Source organism: Pseudoalteromonas sp. SR41-7, from assembly GCF_014163935.1.
Classification (GTDB): domain Bacteria; phylum Pseudomonadota; class Gammaproteobacteria; order Enterobacterales; family Alteromonadaceae; genus Pseudoalteromonas; species Pseudoalteromonas distincta.
The window spans coordinates 291315-307086 of sequence record NZ_JACJEF010000006.1; the positions used below are offsets into that span (position 1 = coordinate 291315).

Here is a 15772-nt window from a genome sequence, read left to right on the forward strand (position 1 = left end):
TATAAACCCACAAATTTGATAAGTTAACTAGGTTTTTCGACTCGCAAAGCCTATTTCGGCTAATCTTTTTATGGAGTTATTATGCGTAAAACCCTGATCGCCACTACTATTGCTAGTGCCCTAATCCTATCGGCTTGTTCTTCTAACGAACCTCAAGACATGGCAAAAGAGAGCGCAGCACAAGTGCAAGACATGAACGCAAACAATGTTTTATTCAAACCAAGCCCATTACAATACATGGCACCTGAGTTTGATAAGTTTGGTACAAAAGACTACGAAGCCGGCTTTGATGCTGGTATTGCTCAGCATACTGCGCAAATACAAGCTATTGCTAACAACCCAGCTCCTGCAACTTTTAAAAATACATTAGTTGAAATGGAAATGTCTGGCGAGCTACTAAACCGTGTATCAGCTGCTTTTTATAACCTTTCAGGTTTGATTTCTGATGACGAATACCAACGTATAAGTAAAAAAATGGCGCCGGTATTATCTGCTCACTCTGACGACATTTACTTAAATGGTGCATTATTCAAGCGCGTACAAACTATTTACGACAACAAAGACTCGCTTAATGCTGAAGATCAACGCCTTGTGGATTTTTACTATAAGCAATTTGTAAAAGCAGGCGCTAAATTAAATGACGCTGAAAAAGCAAAAATGCGTGAAATCAACTCACAACTTGCAGAGCTTTCTACTGCGTTTTCTCAAAACATTTTAAAATCGTTTAAAGAAGATGTCATTGTAGTTACCGATAAATCTAAACTTGCTGGCCTTTCTGAAGGTGAAATTGCAGGTCTTGCGGCCGCTGCTAAAAAAGCAGGTAAAGACGGCTACATGATCACGCTGGTAAATACGACCCAACAGCCAATTTTATCAAGCCTTGAAAACCGCGACCTTCGTGAGCAAATATTTAAAGCCTCTGCTAACCGTGCAGCAAAAACTAACGGCCCAATTATTATTGAAGAAACAAACCTCCGCGCTCAAAAAGCAGAGCTACTAGGGTTTAAAGATTGGGCATCGTATGTAATGACTTCGCGTATGGCACAAACAACTGACAACGTGTACGGCATTTTAGATGACCTAGCACCAAAAGCAGTTGAAAAAGCTAAAATTGAAGCAGCTGCTATTCAAAAAGTAATTAACGATTCAGGTGAAAGCTTTGAGCTTAAACCATGGGATTGGGCTTTTTACGCAGAAAAAGTACGTGCTGAAAAGTACGACTTAGATCCTGCCCTTGTTAAGCCTTACTTTGAAATGGATTCTGTAATTCACGATGGTTTATTCTTTGCAATGAACAAGCTATACGGTATTACATTTAAAGAGCGTAAAGATTTACCGGTTTATCATGAAGATGTTACAGCCTACGAAGTATTCAACGCTGACGGCAGCGCCATCGGTTTATTTTACCTAGACCCATACGCACGTGAAGGTAAGCGTGGCGGTGCATGGATGAGCGCTTACGTAAGTCAAAGCGGCTTAAAAGGCACTAAACCTGTAATTTACAATGCCCAAAATATTCCAAAACCTGCTGCAGGCGAGCCAACGTTAATGACGTTTGACGAAGTGTCAACTATGTTCCATGAGTTTGGTCATGCGGCGCACGGTTTATTCTCTGACGTTAAATACCCAAGCTTAGCAGGTACTGCTACAGCGCGTGACTTTGTTGAGTTTCCGTCGCAAGCGAATGAAGATTGGATGATTGAACCTACGGTACTTGCTAACTACGCCAAACACTACAAAACAGGTGAGCCAATTCCACAAGCTTTACTTGATAAAGTACTTGCATCGCAAAAATTCAACCAAGGTTTTGGTACCACTGAATATTTAGCAGCTGCTTTACTTGATATGGAATGGCACTCGTTTGGCTCAGATAAAAAAATTACTGATGTTCAAAAGTTTGAAAGCGATGCGCTAAAAGCACACGGTATTGATTACTACCCTGTACCACCGCGCTATAAATCAAACTACTTTAGCCATACATTTGCCGGTGGTTATTCTGCGGGTTACTACGCATACCTTTGGACTGAAGTATTTGCAGCTGATGCCTTTGCACACATGGAAAACAACGGCGGCTTAACACGTAAAAATGGTGATAAGTTCCGTAAAGAAATCCTATCTAAAGGTAACAGCCGCGACTTAATGCAAAGCTACATTGAGTTTAGAGGTCAAAAACCAACTACCGACGCATTACTTAAGCGCCGTGGTTTAGTTGAGTAAATAACTTAATTTATTAAGCTCACTTTTATAAAAGCCCGCTTGCGGGCTTTTTATTGTTTATACCCTCACATATAACAGATAAACTTAGCTCAATATTTATTAAAAGATGATGGTTATGCAGTACTTATTTGCAGTCACTTTGCTTTGGGCGTTTTCGTTTAGTTTAATTGGTGTGTATTTAGCAGGCCAAGTTGACGCTTGGTTTAGCGTATTAATACGCATAGCACTGGCAACACTGATTTTTTTACCTTTTTTAAAGCTCAAACAAACGCCTAAACCTTTAGCCTTAAAGCTTATGCTGATTGGCGCTATACAACTTGGTGTTATGTATAGCTTTTACTACCACTCATTTTTATTTTTAACCGTTCCCGAAGTGCTGCTATTTACTGTAATGACTCCTTTGTACATTACCCTGCTAAATGATGTATTGAACAGACGCTTTAACCCACGCTTTTTTATAGTCGCACTAATTGCTGTAATCGGTGCAATTACTATTCGTTACGAAAACCTAAATAGCGATTTCATAATCGGCTTATTAATCGTTCAAGGGGCGAATATAAGTTTTGCTGTAGGCCAAGTTACCTACAAACGCTTAATGAATAACAATCAGCTTGATGACAAAGCCGTATTTGGATGGTTTTTTATAGGCGCACTTATTATTGCCACAATTTGCTATGCATTATTTGGTAACTCAAACAAATTACCAACCACTATCACACAGTGGGGCATACTAATTTATTTAGGGTTGGTTGCATCAGGACTTGGTTACTTTATGTGGAATAAAGGCGCAACCCTTGTCAACGTAGGTGCTTTGGCAGTTATGAATAATTTGCTTATCCCAGCTGGGATTATAATTAACGTGCTGATCTGGAACCGAGATGCCGATATAGTCAGGTTAAGTATTGGGGCTGCTATAATGTTAGGTGCATTATTGGTCAATCAAATGCTTAATAAAAAAGTAAATTAATAAGCTTGTAGCAAAATTGTCATTAAAAATCATTAAGGTAGTACAAATTTTACTTTTTTAAGGATAAACAATGAAACGTATTACCTTACTTACAAGCTGTATATTGTTAGCCACACTTGCAGGCTGCGACGACGATGTAGAAATAGTAGAAAAAGAAGTGGTTGTTACCAACACCGAAGTGGAAATTGTTGAAGTACCTACGCCCATTGTTGTAGAGGTTGCTGAAGGAGTAAATATTCAGCTAGGGACTCGCCCTGACTATTTAATTAACGATATGGCTCAAAGCACACTAAAAACAAAATTAGAGTCATGCAGCGAAGGTCCTTTTTACCGCACCGATTTTTCTATTGGTCATCGCGGTGCATCAATGCAATACCCCGAACACACTAAAGAAGCCTACATTGCGGCAGCGAGAATGGGCGCTGGTATTGTTGAATGCGATGTTACATTTACAAACGACAAAGAGCTTGTTTGTCGCCACTCTCAATGCGATTTGCATACCACAACTAATATTCTAGCCATTCCTGAACTTGCAGCTAAATGCAGTGTGCCATTTACACCAGCCGACCCTGCTAATGGTATTGCCGCTTCTGCAAAATGTTGTACCAGCGATATAAGCTTAGCGGAGTTTTTAACCCTTGAAGGTAAAATGGATGGTGCAAACACTAATGCAACGACCGTAGCCGATTACATGGATGGCACACCAAGTTGGCGCACTGATTTATATGCCACCAACGGCACATTGATGACCCATAAACAAAGCATTGCACTGTTTAATGAGCTAGGTGTAAAAATGACACCAGAGCTAAAATCGCCACAAGTAAGTATGCCATTTGATGGAATGACACAAGAACAATATGCGCAAAAAATGCTAGACGAGTACACGCAAATGGGTGTGCCAGCCTCAAAAGTTTATCCGCAATCATTTAACCTTGAAGACGTAAAATACTGGATTAACAATAACCCTGACTTTGCAGATAAAAGCGTATACCTAGATGGACGTGACAGTGAAGCCGGATTTGATCCAAGTAACCCACAAACATGGCAACCGAGTATGGATGAGTTAGTGGCTGATGGGGTGAAGATTTTAGCTCCTCCAATTTGGATGATGCTAACAATAGATAACGAAAGTAATATTGTGCCATCGCAATACGCTATTGACGCAAAAGCAGCTGGTTTAAAGCTTATTGCATGGAGCCTTGAGCGCTCGGGCCCGCTTAATGAAGGTGGAGGTTATTACTATCAATCAATTGCTGATGTTATAGATAACGATGGCGACATGATGACAGTAGTCGACGTACTCGCAAAGGACGTGGGGGTAATGGGTATTTTTTCAGATTGGCCGGCTACGGTAAGTTACTACGCCAGTTGTAATAAAATGCCTGCAAGTATTTAATACCAATCTGCTTATATATGGGGTCTATTTAACGTTAAGAAAATTACGCTAGAACTAGGCAAAAATTTTTTTATCTAGTTGTTCTAAATAAAAAATTTTTAACGACGTTGTAGTGAAATTTAATTCGTTAAATTGATCAAAGATTTATGCAGGTTGGTATAAATACTCAACGACAAAAGTCGTATATTTTATCGCGCTCAGTTACCATATCAGCATATATAATTTTATTTTACTGAGCGCTTTTTATGATAATCCAACAACATAATGCTGACTTGCCAACACCGACAGGTTTAATGCGAACAACTGTATATCGCCCTCAAGCGCAAGGACAGTTCCCTGCTATCATTTTTTATTCTGAAATATTTCAGCAAACTGCCCCCATCGCACGCAGCGCAGCTATTTTAGCAAGCCATGGCTTTGTAGTGTTAGTGCCTGAAGTGTTTCATGAGTTAAACCCTATAGGCACTGTGCTTGCTTATGATGATACAGGTAAAGACAAAGGCAATGCCGACAAGTGGGCAAAGCCACTTGAGCACCACGACAGTGACACACAAACTATGATCGACTTCATTAGATTACAAAGCTATTGCACAGGCTCCGTCGGCGCAATGGGCGTATGTATTGGCGGTCACTTAGCTTACAGAGCGGCACTAAATCCTGAAATTAATGCGGCTTTTTGTTTATACGCAACTGATATTCACAGCAATACATTACCTGCGCAACCTGGAAATAACTCATTCGAGCGTATGGCTGATATACAAGGCGAAATTCACTTTATATGGGGCAAACAAGACCCGCATGTGCCAAAAGAAGGCCGCGCTAAAATATACCAGCAATGCGTAAGCACAGGCATCAATTACCAGTGGCAGGAAGTTAACGCACAGCATGCCTTTATGCGTGATGAAGGTGAGCGATACGATGCAGCCCTTGCGATAAATATGTATCAACAAGCGGTGGCATTATTTAGCCGAACTTTATAAATGCTGTAAAAACTACTCATTAAGTACTTTTCAGCATACCTAAAGCGGTATGCTGTTTTACAAAGTATGCTTTTAAGTAATCAATAAACAATCGTAGCTTTTTAGAGCCCGCAGCCCCTGGCGGAAATACCCCGTAAAGCTCAATATCTTTGCTTTTATAATCATCTAATATTATTTCAAGCAGTCCAGCTTGCACTTTTGGCCACGCATCGTAAAGCGGAATACGCCCAATGCCATGCCCTGCTTCAACAAAAGCAGTACGAGCAGCGGCATTATTGGTGCTTAAGGCGCCTTGCATTGTAATATCGTGTTTTTTGCCATCTTTTTGAAGTGTTAATGTTTTACTGCCCAATTGATAAACGACCCATTGTTGCTCTGCTAGCTCTAAAGGCGTTTTAGGTTTACCAAAATGTGCAAAGTATTCCGGCGCGCCACAAATACAAGTGCTCATTGTAGTCAGCTTGGTTGCCTGCAAGTTGGAGTCACTCAGTGCCACGCCCCTAATTGCAAAATCAAACCCATTTTTAATAATATCAACCACATCGTCAGTAAGCTGTAAGTCTATTTGAATTTTAGGATATTGGCGCTTAAACGTATTTATTGCAGGCACAATTAACTGCATTCCCACATTTACTGGGCAACTAATTTTAAGTAAACCTTGTGGCTCGCTCTTTATATTTTCTATTTGCTGATTAGCCGCATTAGCTTGTTCGGTAATTATTCTACAACGCTCATAATAAGCAATGCCCGCTTCAGTGAGCGCCATGGTACGGGTTGAGCGATTTAGTAAAGTAACTTCAAGCTGCGTTTCTAATTTTTTTAAATGATAACTTGCAACTGCTCGCGTAAGCCCTAGCTGTTTGGCAGCAGCGGTTAAGCTGCCCTGCTCTACAATTTGTGCAAATACAACCATGCTCTTTAACTGCTCAAACGACACTTTCATAAATGCTCCGTAGTGTGTTTTAAATTCAACCTTTTTATTGTATCAATTATTAAACCAATAAAGTTAAATTTATCATCGTTGTTTAAAGCAGTGTTAGTGCATATAGTAATTGGTAAGCAAGATAAACTAATTCAATCATCAGAAGGAATATATTCAATGTCTAAAAAAGTACTTATGGTTCTTACATCTCACGCAGAACTTGGTAACACTGGCGAAAAAACAGGTTTTTGGGTAGAAGAATTTGCAGCCCCTTATTACGCCTTCGTTGATGCAGGCGTTGAAGTAACATTAGCGTCTCCAGCTGGCGGCCAACCACCCATTGATCCAACAAGTACACTTGCCGATTTTCAAACAGATGCAACTAAACGTTACGACGCCGATAGCGCAGCACAAACACTTATGGCAAACACTAAAGTGTTGAGTGAAGTAAAATCTAGCGATTTTGACGCTGTATTTTACCCAGGCGGTCACGGTCCATTATGGGACTTAGTTGATAACACAGATTCAATCTCTCTTATCGAAAGCTTTGTAAAAGAGCAAAAACCTGTTGCTGCGGTATGTCATGCAAGTGCTGCATTTTTAAATGTTAAAGATGCCGATGGCAATGCACTAGTAGCGGGTAAAAAAGTAACTGGTTTTACTAACTCTGAAGAAGCTGCAGTGCAACTTACCGATATCGTGCCATTTTTAGTTGAAGACGAGCTAATTAAAAAAGGTGGCGATTATCAAAAAACTGACGACTGGGGTGTATTAGCACTAGAAGACGGTTTAGTAATTACCGGCCAAAACCCAGCAAGCTCTGAACTAGCTGCAAAAAAACTATTAACTAAATTAGGTTAATAGTGAGTAATAATTAAAATTAAGCACAGCATTTAATGCTGTGCTTTTTTAATTGCTTTTCATTAGCAAATACAATTCCTATACTGGCAACTCTTAAAGTCAATTAGGGCGATTATATGGCAACCAAGCCAACCACACTGTCATTACTAACAAGTACCCGTTTCGCAATATTTAGTATTGTTGTTATTTGCTTCGTACTACAGGTGATCAATAGTCTACCTGGCATAAATCTTAATGGTTTAGGCATATATCCACGCAGTATCCAAGGATTAATTGGCATACTATGCGCACCTTTTTTACATGGTAGCTGGTGGCACTTTGCCAGTAATATGATCCCATTTGTAGTATTAAGTTGGCTAATTTGCCAGTACAGCGTAAAACGTTTTTATAACGTATTTATTTTTACCGCTCTAATCGGTGGACTTTTAGTTTGGGCATTTGGGCGCAGTAACATACATGTTGGTTTAAGCGGTGTTATATATGGTTTATGGGGCTTTATTCTATGCTACGGCTTAGTAAGACGCTCATTAAAATCAATTATAATTGCAGTTGTAGTGGCTATACTTTATAGCGGTTTTATATGGGGTGTTTTACCTCAGCGCTATCATGTATCGTTTGAAAGCCATTTATTTGGAGCGCTAAGCGGGTTGTTTTTAGGTTATAGATTAGCAAAAGCCGATAAATTAAAAGGTCGGTAAATTAAATATTTAGGGCCTTTAATTAATTTTTTATGGCCACATTTATGAGTAAGTATTAAACATTTCCATTTAACATTGAGGTTATTTATGAGTGATCAAAACGAATACACGCCACCAAAAGTATGGACGTGGGAAAGTGAAAGTGGCGGTAAATTTGCCAGCATTAACCGCCCAATTGCAGGCGCGACTCATGACAAAACTCTACCTATTGGCGAGCACGCATTTCAGCTTTATTCTCTTGCTACGCCAAATGGCCAAAAAGCTACAATCATGTTTGAAGAGCTTTTACAGCTTGGTTGCACCGATGCAGACTATGACGCATATTTAATAAACATAGGTGATGGCGATCAGTTTGGATCTGACTTTGTTGATATTAATCCAAACTCAAAAATCCCAGCGCTAATGGATCATTCAACTACCCCACCTACTCGCGTTTTTGAATCGGGTTCTATTTTACAATATTTGGCTGAAAAATTTGATGTACTCATCCCTAAGGATTTAAAAGCTAAAACGCAGTGTCGTAACTGGCTATTTTGGCAAATGGGATCAGCGCCATACTTAGGTGGTGGGTTTGGTCACTTTTATAGTTACGCACCAAGTAAAATGCAATACCCTATTGATCGTTTTACCATGGAAACTAAACGCCAACTTGACGTGTTAAATCGTCATTTAAGCGAAAATGAATACATGGCGGGTGATGAATACTCAATTGCCGATATTGCAATTTGGCCTTGGTATGGCTCGCTTGTTTTAGGCGACTTATATGATGCAGCTGAATTTTTAGATGTTGCCTCATACACTCATGTTGTTCGTTGGGCAAAACAAGTTGCTGATCGCCCTGCTGTAAAGCGCGGCCGCCGCGTAAATCGCACATGGGGCCCTGAAGAAGATCAAATGGCAGAGCGCCATAACGATAGTGATTTCGAAGGTTAAATCTACTAAACAGCAAGTAAAGTCGTTAACACTTTAACCTGCTTAATAATTTTAAGGCTCATAATGATTATTTATTATGAGCCTTTTTACTGTGCTAGCTTTTTTTTTTGCTTTCATAAACTATATTTATTCTTATACTCAGGATTAGAGCCTAACTAATCGATGTTTAATACGCTTTTGTTCATCTGAAATATTTGCTGTATTTCTTGAACGTTTCTCCATCGCTAGTTGGAGTGACTTTTGTATAAGGTTTTACTTAGTGCCATATAAAAATCTAAATAGTGAAGAACGCAGAGAAACCGTTAAAATTTTATACTCTAATGCCATCTCTGGCATTGCCATTTCGATTGTAGTCAGTTTTATATTAGTGTTTGCTTTTGATTTAAATAACCAGAAAATATCCTACGAAAAAAGTATCTGGCTAAGCATTATGGTTGTCTTATTAGCAGCTCGCGCTATTGATGTAATGTGGTTTTATAAAACCAAAAAGGATAGCCCGTTATTTAATGCTGACACATACTCAAAAAGATTTTCAACCGGGTGTATTTTAACTGCGCTATCGTGGTGTGGGTATGCACTTTGGTTTCATAGCACCTCATCAGCAATAGAGACGACGACCACGATTGCTATTTTATCTGCCTTCGCAGGAGGCTCTGCAAATCTGCTTTCAGGAAGCCGAGTAACCGCTGTACTCTATAGCATTATTTTATTGGCGCCCTACTCTTTTTTATTAACCTTTTCTAACGAAAACTACAACTCTGTCCTCGGTATTTTAGGCCTAGCATTTACTGCTATTATGGTGGCTTCATCGTACAAATCAGCCACATTTACACACAGCGCAATCAAGCTCAAAAACCAAAACAGAGAGCTGCTTAATGAAATGGAAAACAAGGTAGAGCAACGCACTGAAGAAATTTACCACCTGTCTAATACCGATCCACTTACAAATCTATTAAACCGAACCGCATTTTTAAAAAATGCAAACAGACAACTAGCAGACAACCCTCAAGAACCCTTTGCTTTATTATTCGTAGATTTAGATGGATTTAAACAAATAAATGATTCGTTGGGTCATAAAGTAGGCGATAAAGTATTAAAAGAAATAGCACGAAGAATTAGTAATGTATGCAATCAACAGCTTTTTAAATGCCGATGGGGCGGGGATGAGTTTTTAATTTTAGCAACGTATCAAAAACAAGCTGAGCTTATCGAGTTTGCAGATAAAGTACTTCAAAGCATTGGTGCCGAGCATGAAACATATAAATATCAAAAATGGGTATCTGCAACTATTGGTATTGCCATGTATCCTGAGCACGGGAGTGATTTTAATACTTTAATTCGCTCTGCTGATACTGCAATGTATCACCAAAAACGCATCGCGAAAGGCAATATGAATATTTATAACGATTCACTCAAATTAATACAAGAAAGAGAGTATCTTTTGAGTCAACGCCTAGCCAGTGCCATAGAAGAAAATAGTTTAAGGCTAGTATTTCAACCAATTGTTGATAGCAAAACCTCAAAAGTAACCTCTTTTGAATCATTATTACGCTGGCAACTAGATGGTGAAAATATTTTCCCTGATGAATTTATAGCTATTGCCGAGCAATACGGTTTAATAACCGAGTTAGGTATTTGGGTAATAGAACAGGCATGTATACAAGCAACAAAATTAAGTCACTTACAACCACAAATTGCTATAAGCGTAAACGTATCGGTTATTCAGCTACAAGATCCTGATTTTGTATCTAAGGTATTAAAAATAGTAAATCGCCACCAGGTAGAACCTAAAAACCTACACATAGAAATTACTGAGTCAGTATTTGCCGAGGATAAACTCACATTTTTGACAGCCGTTAAAGCACTACAAAAACAAGGCTTTTGTATTTCAATTGATGATTTTGGTACAGGCTACTCATCACTATCAAGCATGCTTGATATTGGTGTAGATATAGTAAAAATAGACAGAAGCTTTATTCAAAATATGGATAAAAGAGGGTTAAGTATTATTCATGCAATTGTACAAATGGCCTCTACTTTAGATTTTACTGTTGTTGCAGAAGGCGTTGAAACTATTGAGCAAGCAAACACACTCACTAAAATTGGTGTATCTCACCTACAAGGTTATTACTTTTCAAAACCGATGGAAGTAGGTTTTGTAGATGCTTATTTAAATGAGCAAAATAAGCAATGTAGTTAATAGCAAACACCTCTAAAAGCGCTTAGCTACCATATGAGTTATGCGCTACCTTTCTTATTAGGGCCTGTTTATTTTTTGAGGTTGAATTTGCAGTAGACTGTCTGGTATTTAAGCAAGGCAGAGCCTATGAAGTGTGGTTATTAACCATACATAGTTGATAACGTAGTATTAATGCCAAACATGCGCTGCCCAAAGGTTCTGCCTAGGGAGATAGACTCTTTGTTACTAGGTTACAAACCTCGCGCCGCGATTAAATCGTCCTTAGATTGAACAAATTTCAATCCTTAAAGGTCAACAGCCCCTTCCTAAAACATAATCTTACAATTGCTTACACCCAGTACATAATAATTAGCGTAGGCTAAATATAATCCAACTTACATATGTATATTACGTTTAAACGAAAAAGCCCCAGCGCTGGATAGTACGTAAAATTATGCGCTGACGCTGCTTAAATAATAAAAATTTTAACGATACAACTAAATATAAAAAAGGAATTTGCATGATAAAACCACTTTGCTATTCACTCATCACTTTACTTACCCCCATAAGCGTTATAGCTCAAACAATGGCAATAAAAACAACGGATGAATTAGTATCAACCGATTCAGAGATTTTATTTGCATATAATAAAGAATTAAAACAATTAGAAGCCATCAATTTACTTACATCACTTAGTAGTGAACTTGCTTTACCAAAAAACGCCATCGGGTTTGATGTGGCAACACTTGCTAACATCACCGATAAACAAGCACTCGTACTAACAAGTGATGGCGTATATAAAGCCCAAGCAGGTAAACCAACATTGTTGTTTAATTATGAGTCGGTTCTTAATCAATTAAAAATAGATAAATTTGAAAAAGTAGACTTTGTTTTCGATGCTAACAACGATGGTCTAAGCGATATTTTCATTCCTGGGTTAGCAAGCAGTACTTTATACATTCAAAATAAAGATGGCAGCTTTAAGCCTAACCAATTTAAGCAAATACCTAAATATGAAGGCCGCTTTTCAGGAAAAGGGCTTTCTTTAGAAGTTAATATTAACAATAAACCTGTGGTTATCGATTTTAACCACGACGGATTAAACGACCTGGTTTTTTCAAATGACTTTGGAGCAGATGTACTACTTGCTAATTCAGAGGGCTTTGAGAAAAAGCTCACCTCAATTGATTTTAGCATTGAGCTAGGCGAGCTAAGCAATGGCGAGACTCGCAAAATAAAGCAAATTATTGATATTAATAACGACGGATTTCTAGATTTTACAACCAGACAGTTTAAGCCTACACAAGGTATGGACTCGCTAGATATAAAAATAGCACATACTTTGTACCTAGGGAGTGCTAAAGGTTTTGCTAATACGCCCATTACCTTATTTGAAACACAGGGCCCTAGTGAGTTATTGCTCAAAACTGATTTTAATAATGATGGCTTAATTGATTTACAAAAAATGGACTTAGATATTGGCTTAGGTACTATCGCCTCTATGGCATTAGGCGGTGGCAGTACTGATGTAGATGTAGAAATGAATCTTTATAAGCAGCAACCCGACGGCTCATTTGCCAATAAATCGAGTATTGAGCTTGATTTAGAAATGGAAGTGGGGATGAATGGCGATGAATCAGAACCGGCTCTCTATTTAGGTGACATTAACGGCGATAGCTATATTGATGCGGTATACAAATACAGTAAAAAAACGCTGTATATTTATTATGGAGAGCAAGACTCACTGCTAAATGATAAACGCAAAAAATTAAAGCTAACGCTGCCTAAAAATAATAAAGATATTCTTCTGGTAGATATAAACCAAGACGGTAAAAAAGATTTTGTATTTAAATTTACCGAAGAAGATGGCACCAGCAAAATAGAAACACGATTAAATTAAGCCAATAAAAAAGCCCAACAGAATTAACCGTTGGGCTTTGGACTTAAGACTTTCGAGTAACAGTCAGCTTTACTCTAAGTAATAACACCTAAGCAGTTACATTTAGCAGTGAATCGCCTTCACTTAAACCAAACTTCTCTTGCACTGATGCAAGGATTGATTCTTTATCTTCATCAGACAACTGGTTTGAATACTCAGTTAAGAGCTCATCTAAGTAGCTCACTACCTCGTCTGTATCGACTGATTCTAATGAGTTTTGTGGCGGTGGCGGCGGTCTTTGACCTTCTGCTCTTCCTGCATCACCAATGCTTTTAGCATCAAACTCGAGTTCGCCCATTAAATCAGCAAGCTCTTTTGTTGGTTCAATACCTTGTTCTTTAAATGCAGCTTGAATACTTTGCGCATCGTCGCTAGTTAAGTTTTCTGCATCAAACTGTGCAAGCGTTTCTTTAACAAAATCACTTTGCTCTGTTGTTAATTTTGCAGCTTGACTACTTTGTTGCGGCACAAAACTCACAGAGCTGCTGCCAATATTATTAATCATTTTAGTATCCTTTCAACGTTCACGACGAGGTGGTTTATGATCGCTAAGCTCTTGTTCACTAATTTCGCCATTACCATCGGCATCTATAGAATCAAAAATTGTTTGTGCATCACCGTGCGGCGGTTTTTTAGCACTAAACTCTTCAAAGCTGATTACGCCATCACCATCAGTATCAATAGTTGAAAAGTCAGGTTTTTCAGGAGGATTGTCACCGCCTCGAGCAGCTACATTAGCTGAAAAAGCAATAGATAATATTGCCACAGTGGCAAGAGTTGAAAAATGCTTCATAGTAATAACCTCGTATTTAAGAATTAAACTAAGCTTACGCTTTAAAAACGCAAACAATGTGCAAATAATGAGGAAGTAATAAATTATTTTTAATAAAAACTGATGATTCAAAAAAAGTTCTGGTTGATTGCTTTGCAATCAATATATAAGCTAATAAAATAATACGATTAATTACTCTCTGGCAGTAGTGTTACTGCCCTTAATTCTCAAAGCTGATATACTGCTTGAGCCAATTAAACAAACAAATACAGAGCACTTTCATAAATAATGATTAATAACCAACCCTACTTAGCAGGCAATCTGTGAAAATACCTAAACGCCTACAACCTCTTGTTGATGATGGCCTTATTGACGAAGTAATAAGCCGACTAATGAGCGGTAAAGAAGCCGATGTATTTATTGTGCGTTGTGGTGAACATATTCGCTGTGCGAAAGTGTATAAAGATGCGGTTAAACGTAGTTTTAAAAAAGCGGCACAATATCAAGAAGGCCGAAAGGTACGTGGTGGACGCCAAGCGCGTGCTATGGGTAAACGCTCTAGCTATGGCCGCCAATTAGAAGAAGAAATTTGGCAAAATGCCGAAGTTGATGCGTTATCTCGTTTAGCTGGCGTGGGTGTACGTGTTCCTGATACTTACTTTTGTATTGATGGCGTGCTGCTTATGGAGCTCGTCTCTGATGAAGATGGTAACGTAGCCCCTCAACTAGGACATGTCGTTTTTAGTGAAGAGCAAGCGATTGAGCAGTATAAACTCATGATACATTACATTAAGCTAATGCTTTGCGCAGGTATAATACACGGTGATTTATCTGAGTTTAATGTACTTGTAGATAATAACGGCCCTGTAATTATAGATTTACCGCAAGCCGTTAACGCCTCAGCAAATAACAGTGCACAAGCTATGTTCGCACGCGATGTCAATAACATACGCCGATACTATGGTGAATTTGCGCCAAGCATACTAAAAACTCAATACGCTAAAGAAATGTGGGCACTATTTGAAGAGGCCAATTTAACGCCTAATTCAACGCTTACAGGTGAATTTGAAGACAGCGACGAACTTGCTGATGTAGATTCTATTCTTGATGAAATCCAAGCTGCCGAATACGAAGAGTTTGACCGTTTAGAGCGAATTAAAAATGCTGACGACGATGAGTAACTCATCGTCATAGCTCATTCCACCTTACTGTGGATGCACAAACCGGTAGCCAACCCCATAAACAGACTGGATAACACTTTCAGTTTGTGTCACTTCATCTAGTTTTTTACGCAACTTTTTAATATGGCTATCAATTGTACGGTGGCTCACAATACGCTGATCGGCGTACATAGTGTCCATTAAGCTATCGCGCGAATAAATACGATTTGGGTTGTTAAACAAAGGTTTAAATAGCTGAAATTCAAAGTTCGTCAATTCTATGCTGTTAGATTTATATTTTACGCTATAGCTGCTTTCGTCAAGCTTCATTGTTGACTCTGTAACGTCACTTGCGTTATTTAATCGCCTTAAAATAGCTTTTACGCGTGCCACCAGCTCAGCATAACTAAACGGCTTACAAATATAATCATCTGCACCTAATTCCAGCCCAAGCAGCCTATCTATTTCTTCTACTTTTGCCGATACCATAATAATAGGCACATTTGAAAAGCGCCTGATTGCTTTACACAGTTCAATACCACTTTGACCTGGTAACATTATGTCTAGCAAGATTACACTCGGCCTGTTAATTTCAAGCCAAGGTAATACTTCATTCCCGTGATGTATTTGATGAGTAATAAAGTGATGGCTGCTTAAAAAGTCACTCATTAAGTTAGCTAGCTTTACTTCATCTTCCACAATTAGTATTTGTTCACTCATAGGCATCTCTGTAAGTAACCTTAACTTT

General features: G+C 38.6%; 14 protein-coding genes. 10 read left to right on the forward strand and 4 right to left on the reverse strand.

Translation table 11 applies throughout. The annotated features are described in order from the left end of the window. The first annotated feature begins 81 nt into the window (after positions 1 to 81). The 4 genes from H5092_RS11015 (at position 82) to H5092_RS11030 (ending at position 5560) form a co-directional block, all read left to right on the forward strand. A complete protein-coding gene (locus H5092_RS11015; RefSeq protein ID WP_024598247.1) occupies positions 82 to 2217 on the forward strand; it encodes a M3 family metallopeptidase in 2136 nt (711 codons plus the stop codon). 115 nt (positions 2218 to 2332) lie between these two features. Then, positions 2333 to 3184 (forward strand): carboxylate/amino acid/amine transporter, encoded by an 852-nt coding sequence (locus H5092_RS11020; RefSeq protein ID WP_182733495.1) that lies wholly within the window; start codon positions 2333 to 2335, stop codon positions 3182 to 3184. A gap of 70 nt (positions 3185 to 3254) precedes the next feature. After that, positions 3255 to 4580 (forward strand): glycerophosphodiester phosphodiesterase family protein, encoded by a 1326-nt coding sequence (locus tag H5092_RS11025; protein ID WP_182712570.1) that lies wholly within the window; start codon positions 3255 to 3257, stop codon positions 4578 to 4580. A 245-nt stretch (positions 4581 to 4825) separates the two neighbouring features. Beyond that, positions 4826 to 5560: a dienelactone hydrolase family protein gene (locus H5092_RS11030; RefSeq protein ID WP_024597042.1), complete on the forward strand. Its 735-nt coding sequence runs from the start codon at positions 4826 to 4828 to the stop codon at positions 5558 to 5560. A 19-nt stretch (positions 5561 to 5579) separates the two neighbouring features. Here H5092_RS11030 and H5092_RS11035 read toward each other — a convergent pair whose 3' ends face one another. After that, positions 5580 to 6503: a LysR family transcriptional regulator gene (locus tag H5092_RS11035; RefSeq protein WP_182733496.1), complete on the reverse strand. Its 924-nt coding sequence runs from the start codon at positions 6501 to 6503 to the stop codon at positions 5580 to 5582. A 156-nt stretch (positions 6504 to 6659) separates the two neighbouring features. Here H5092_RS11035 and H5092_RS11040 point away from each other — a divergent pair, with 156 nt between their 5' ends. The 5 genes from H5092_RS11040 (at position 6660) to H5092_RS11060 (ending at position 13053) form a co-directional block, all read left to right on the forward strand. Further along, the gene (locus tag H5092_RS11040; protein WP_024597040.1) at positions 6660 to 7343 is read left to right on the forward strand and encodes a type 1 glutamine amidotransferase domain-containing protein; all 684 of its coding nucleotides are present in this window, start codon (positions 6660 to 6662) and stop codon (positions 7341 to 7343) included. A 116-nt stretch (positions 7344 to 7459) separates the two neighbouring features. Then, positions 7460 to 8041, forward strand: coding sequence for a rhomboid family intramembrane serine protease (locus tag H5092_RS11045; RefSeq protein WP_002958175.1), 582 nt, complete (start codon positions 7460 to 7462; stop codon positions 8039 to 8041). 87 nt (positions 8042 to 8128) lie between these two features. Continuing rightward, a complete protein-coding gene (gene yghU / locus H5092_RS11050; protein ID WP_024597039.1) occupies positions 8129 to 8974 on the forward strand; it encodes a glutathione-dependent disulfide-bond oxidoreductase in 846 nt (281 codons plus the stop codon). Positions 8975 to 9233: 259 nt separating this feature from the next. Continuing rightward, entirely contained in the window at positions 9234 to 11174 is a 1941-nt protein-coding gene (locus H5092_RS11055; RefSeq protein WP_024597038.1) for a bifunctional diguanylate cyclase/phosphodiesterase, read from the forward strand. 499 nt (positions 11175 to 11673) lie between these two features. Then, a complete protein-coding gene (locus H5092_RS11060; protein ID WP_024597037.1) occupies positions 11674 to 13053 on the forward strand; it encodes a VCBS repeat-containing protein in 1380 nt (459 codons plus the stop codon). Positions 13054 to 13141: 88 nt separating this feature from the next. Here H5092_RS11060 and H5092_RS11065 read toward each other — a convergent pair whose 3' ends face one another. Beyond that, positions 13142 to 13597 carry a hypothetical protein gene (locus H5092_RS11065; protein WP_024603529.1) on the reverse strand — a complete coding sequence of 152 codons (456 nt, stop codon included), beginning with the start codon at positions 13595 to 13597 and terminating at the stop codon, positions 13142 to 13144. 12 nt (positions 13598 to 13609) lie between these two features. Further along, positions 13610 to 13885 (reverse strand): EF-hand domain-containing protein, encoded by a 276-nt coding sequence (locus H5092_RS11070; protein WP_007581281.1) that lies wholly within the window; start codon positions 13883 to 13885, stop codon positions 13610 to 13612. Positions 13886 to 14187: 302 nt separating this feature from the next. Here H5092_RS11070 and H5092_RS11075 point away from each other — a divergent pair, with 302 nt between their 5' ends. Next, positions 14188 to 15045 carry a PA4780 family RIO1-like protein kinase gene (locus H5092_RS11075; RefSeq protein WP_002958167.1) on the forward strand — a complete coding sequence of 286 codons (858 nt, stop codon included), beginning with the start codon at positions 14188 to 14190 and terminating at the stop codon, positions 15043 to 15045. Positions 15046 to 15069: 24 nt separating this feature from the next. Here H5092_RS11075 and H5092_RS11080 read toward each other — a convergent pair whose 3' ends face one another. Further along, positions 15070 to 15744 (reverse strand): response regulator, encoded by a 675-nt coding sequence (locus tag H5092_RS11080; RefSeq protein WP_024597035.1) that lies wholly within the window; start codon positions 15742 to 15744, stop codon positions 15070 to 15072. Between the last annotated feature and the right edge of the window lie 28 nt (positions 15745 to 15772).

Coding starts and splice junctions, on each gene's coding strand:
- H5092_RS11030 (WP_024597042.1), top strand. CDS start 4,826: ATGATAATCCAACAACATAATGCTGACTTGCCAACACCGACAGGTTTA.
- yghU (WP_024597039.1), top strand. CDS start 8,129: ATGAGTGATCAAAACGAATACACGCCACCAAAAGTATGGACGTGGGAA.
- H5092_RS11040 (WP_024597040.1), top strand. CDS start 6,660: ATGTCTAAAAAAGTACTTATGGTTCTTACATCTCACGCAGAACTTGGT.
- H5092_RS11020 (WP_182733495.1), top strand. CDS start 2,333: ATGCAGTACTTATTTGCAGTCACTTTGCTTTGGGCGTTTTCGTTTAGT.
- H5092_RS11080 (WP_024597035.1), bottom strand. CDS start 15,744: ATGAGTGAACAAATACTAATTGTGGAAGATGAAGTAAAGCTAGCTAAC.
- H5092_RS11060 (WP_024597037.1), top strand. CDS start 11,674: ATGATAAAACCACTTTGCTATTCACTCATCACTTTACTTACCCCCATA.
- H5092_RS11015 (WP_024598247.1), top strand. CDS start 82: ATGCGTAAAACCCTGATCGCCACTACTATTGCTAGTGCCCTAATCCTA.
- H5092_RS11025 (WP_182712570.1), top strand. CDS start 3,255: ATGAAACGTATTACCTTACTTACAAGCTGTATATTGTTAGCCACACTT.
- H5092_RS11045 (WP_002958175.1), top strand. CDS start 7,460: ATGGCAACCAAGCCAACCACACTGTCATTACTAACAAGTACCCGTTTC.
- H5092_RS11035 (WP_182733496.1), bottom strand. CDS start 6,503: ATGAAAGTGTCGTTTGAGCAGTTAAAGAGCATGGTTGTATTTGCACAA.
- H5092_RS11070 (WP_007581281.1), bottom strand. CDS start 13,885: ATGAAGCATTTTTCAACTCTTGCCACTGTGGCAATATTATCTATTGCT.
- H5092_RS11065 (WP_024603529.1), bottom strand. CDS start 13,597: ATGATTAATAATATTGGCAGCAGCTCTGTGAGTTTTGTGCCGCAACAA.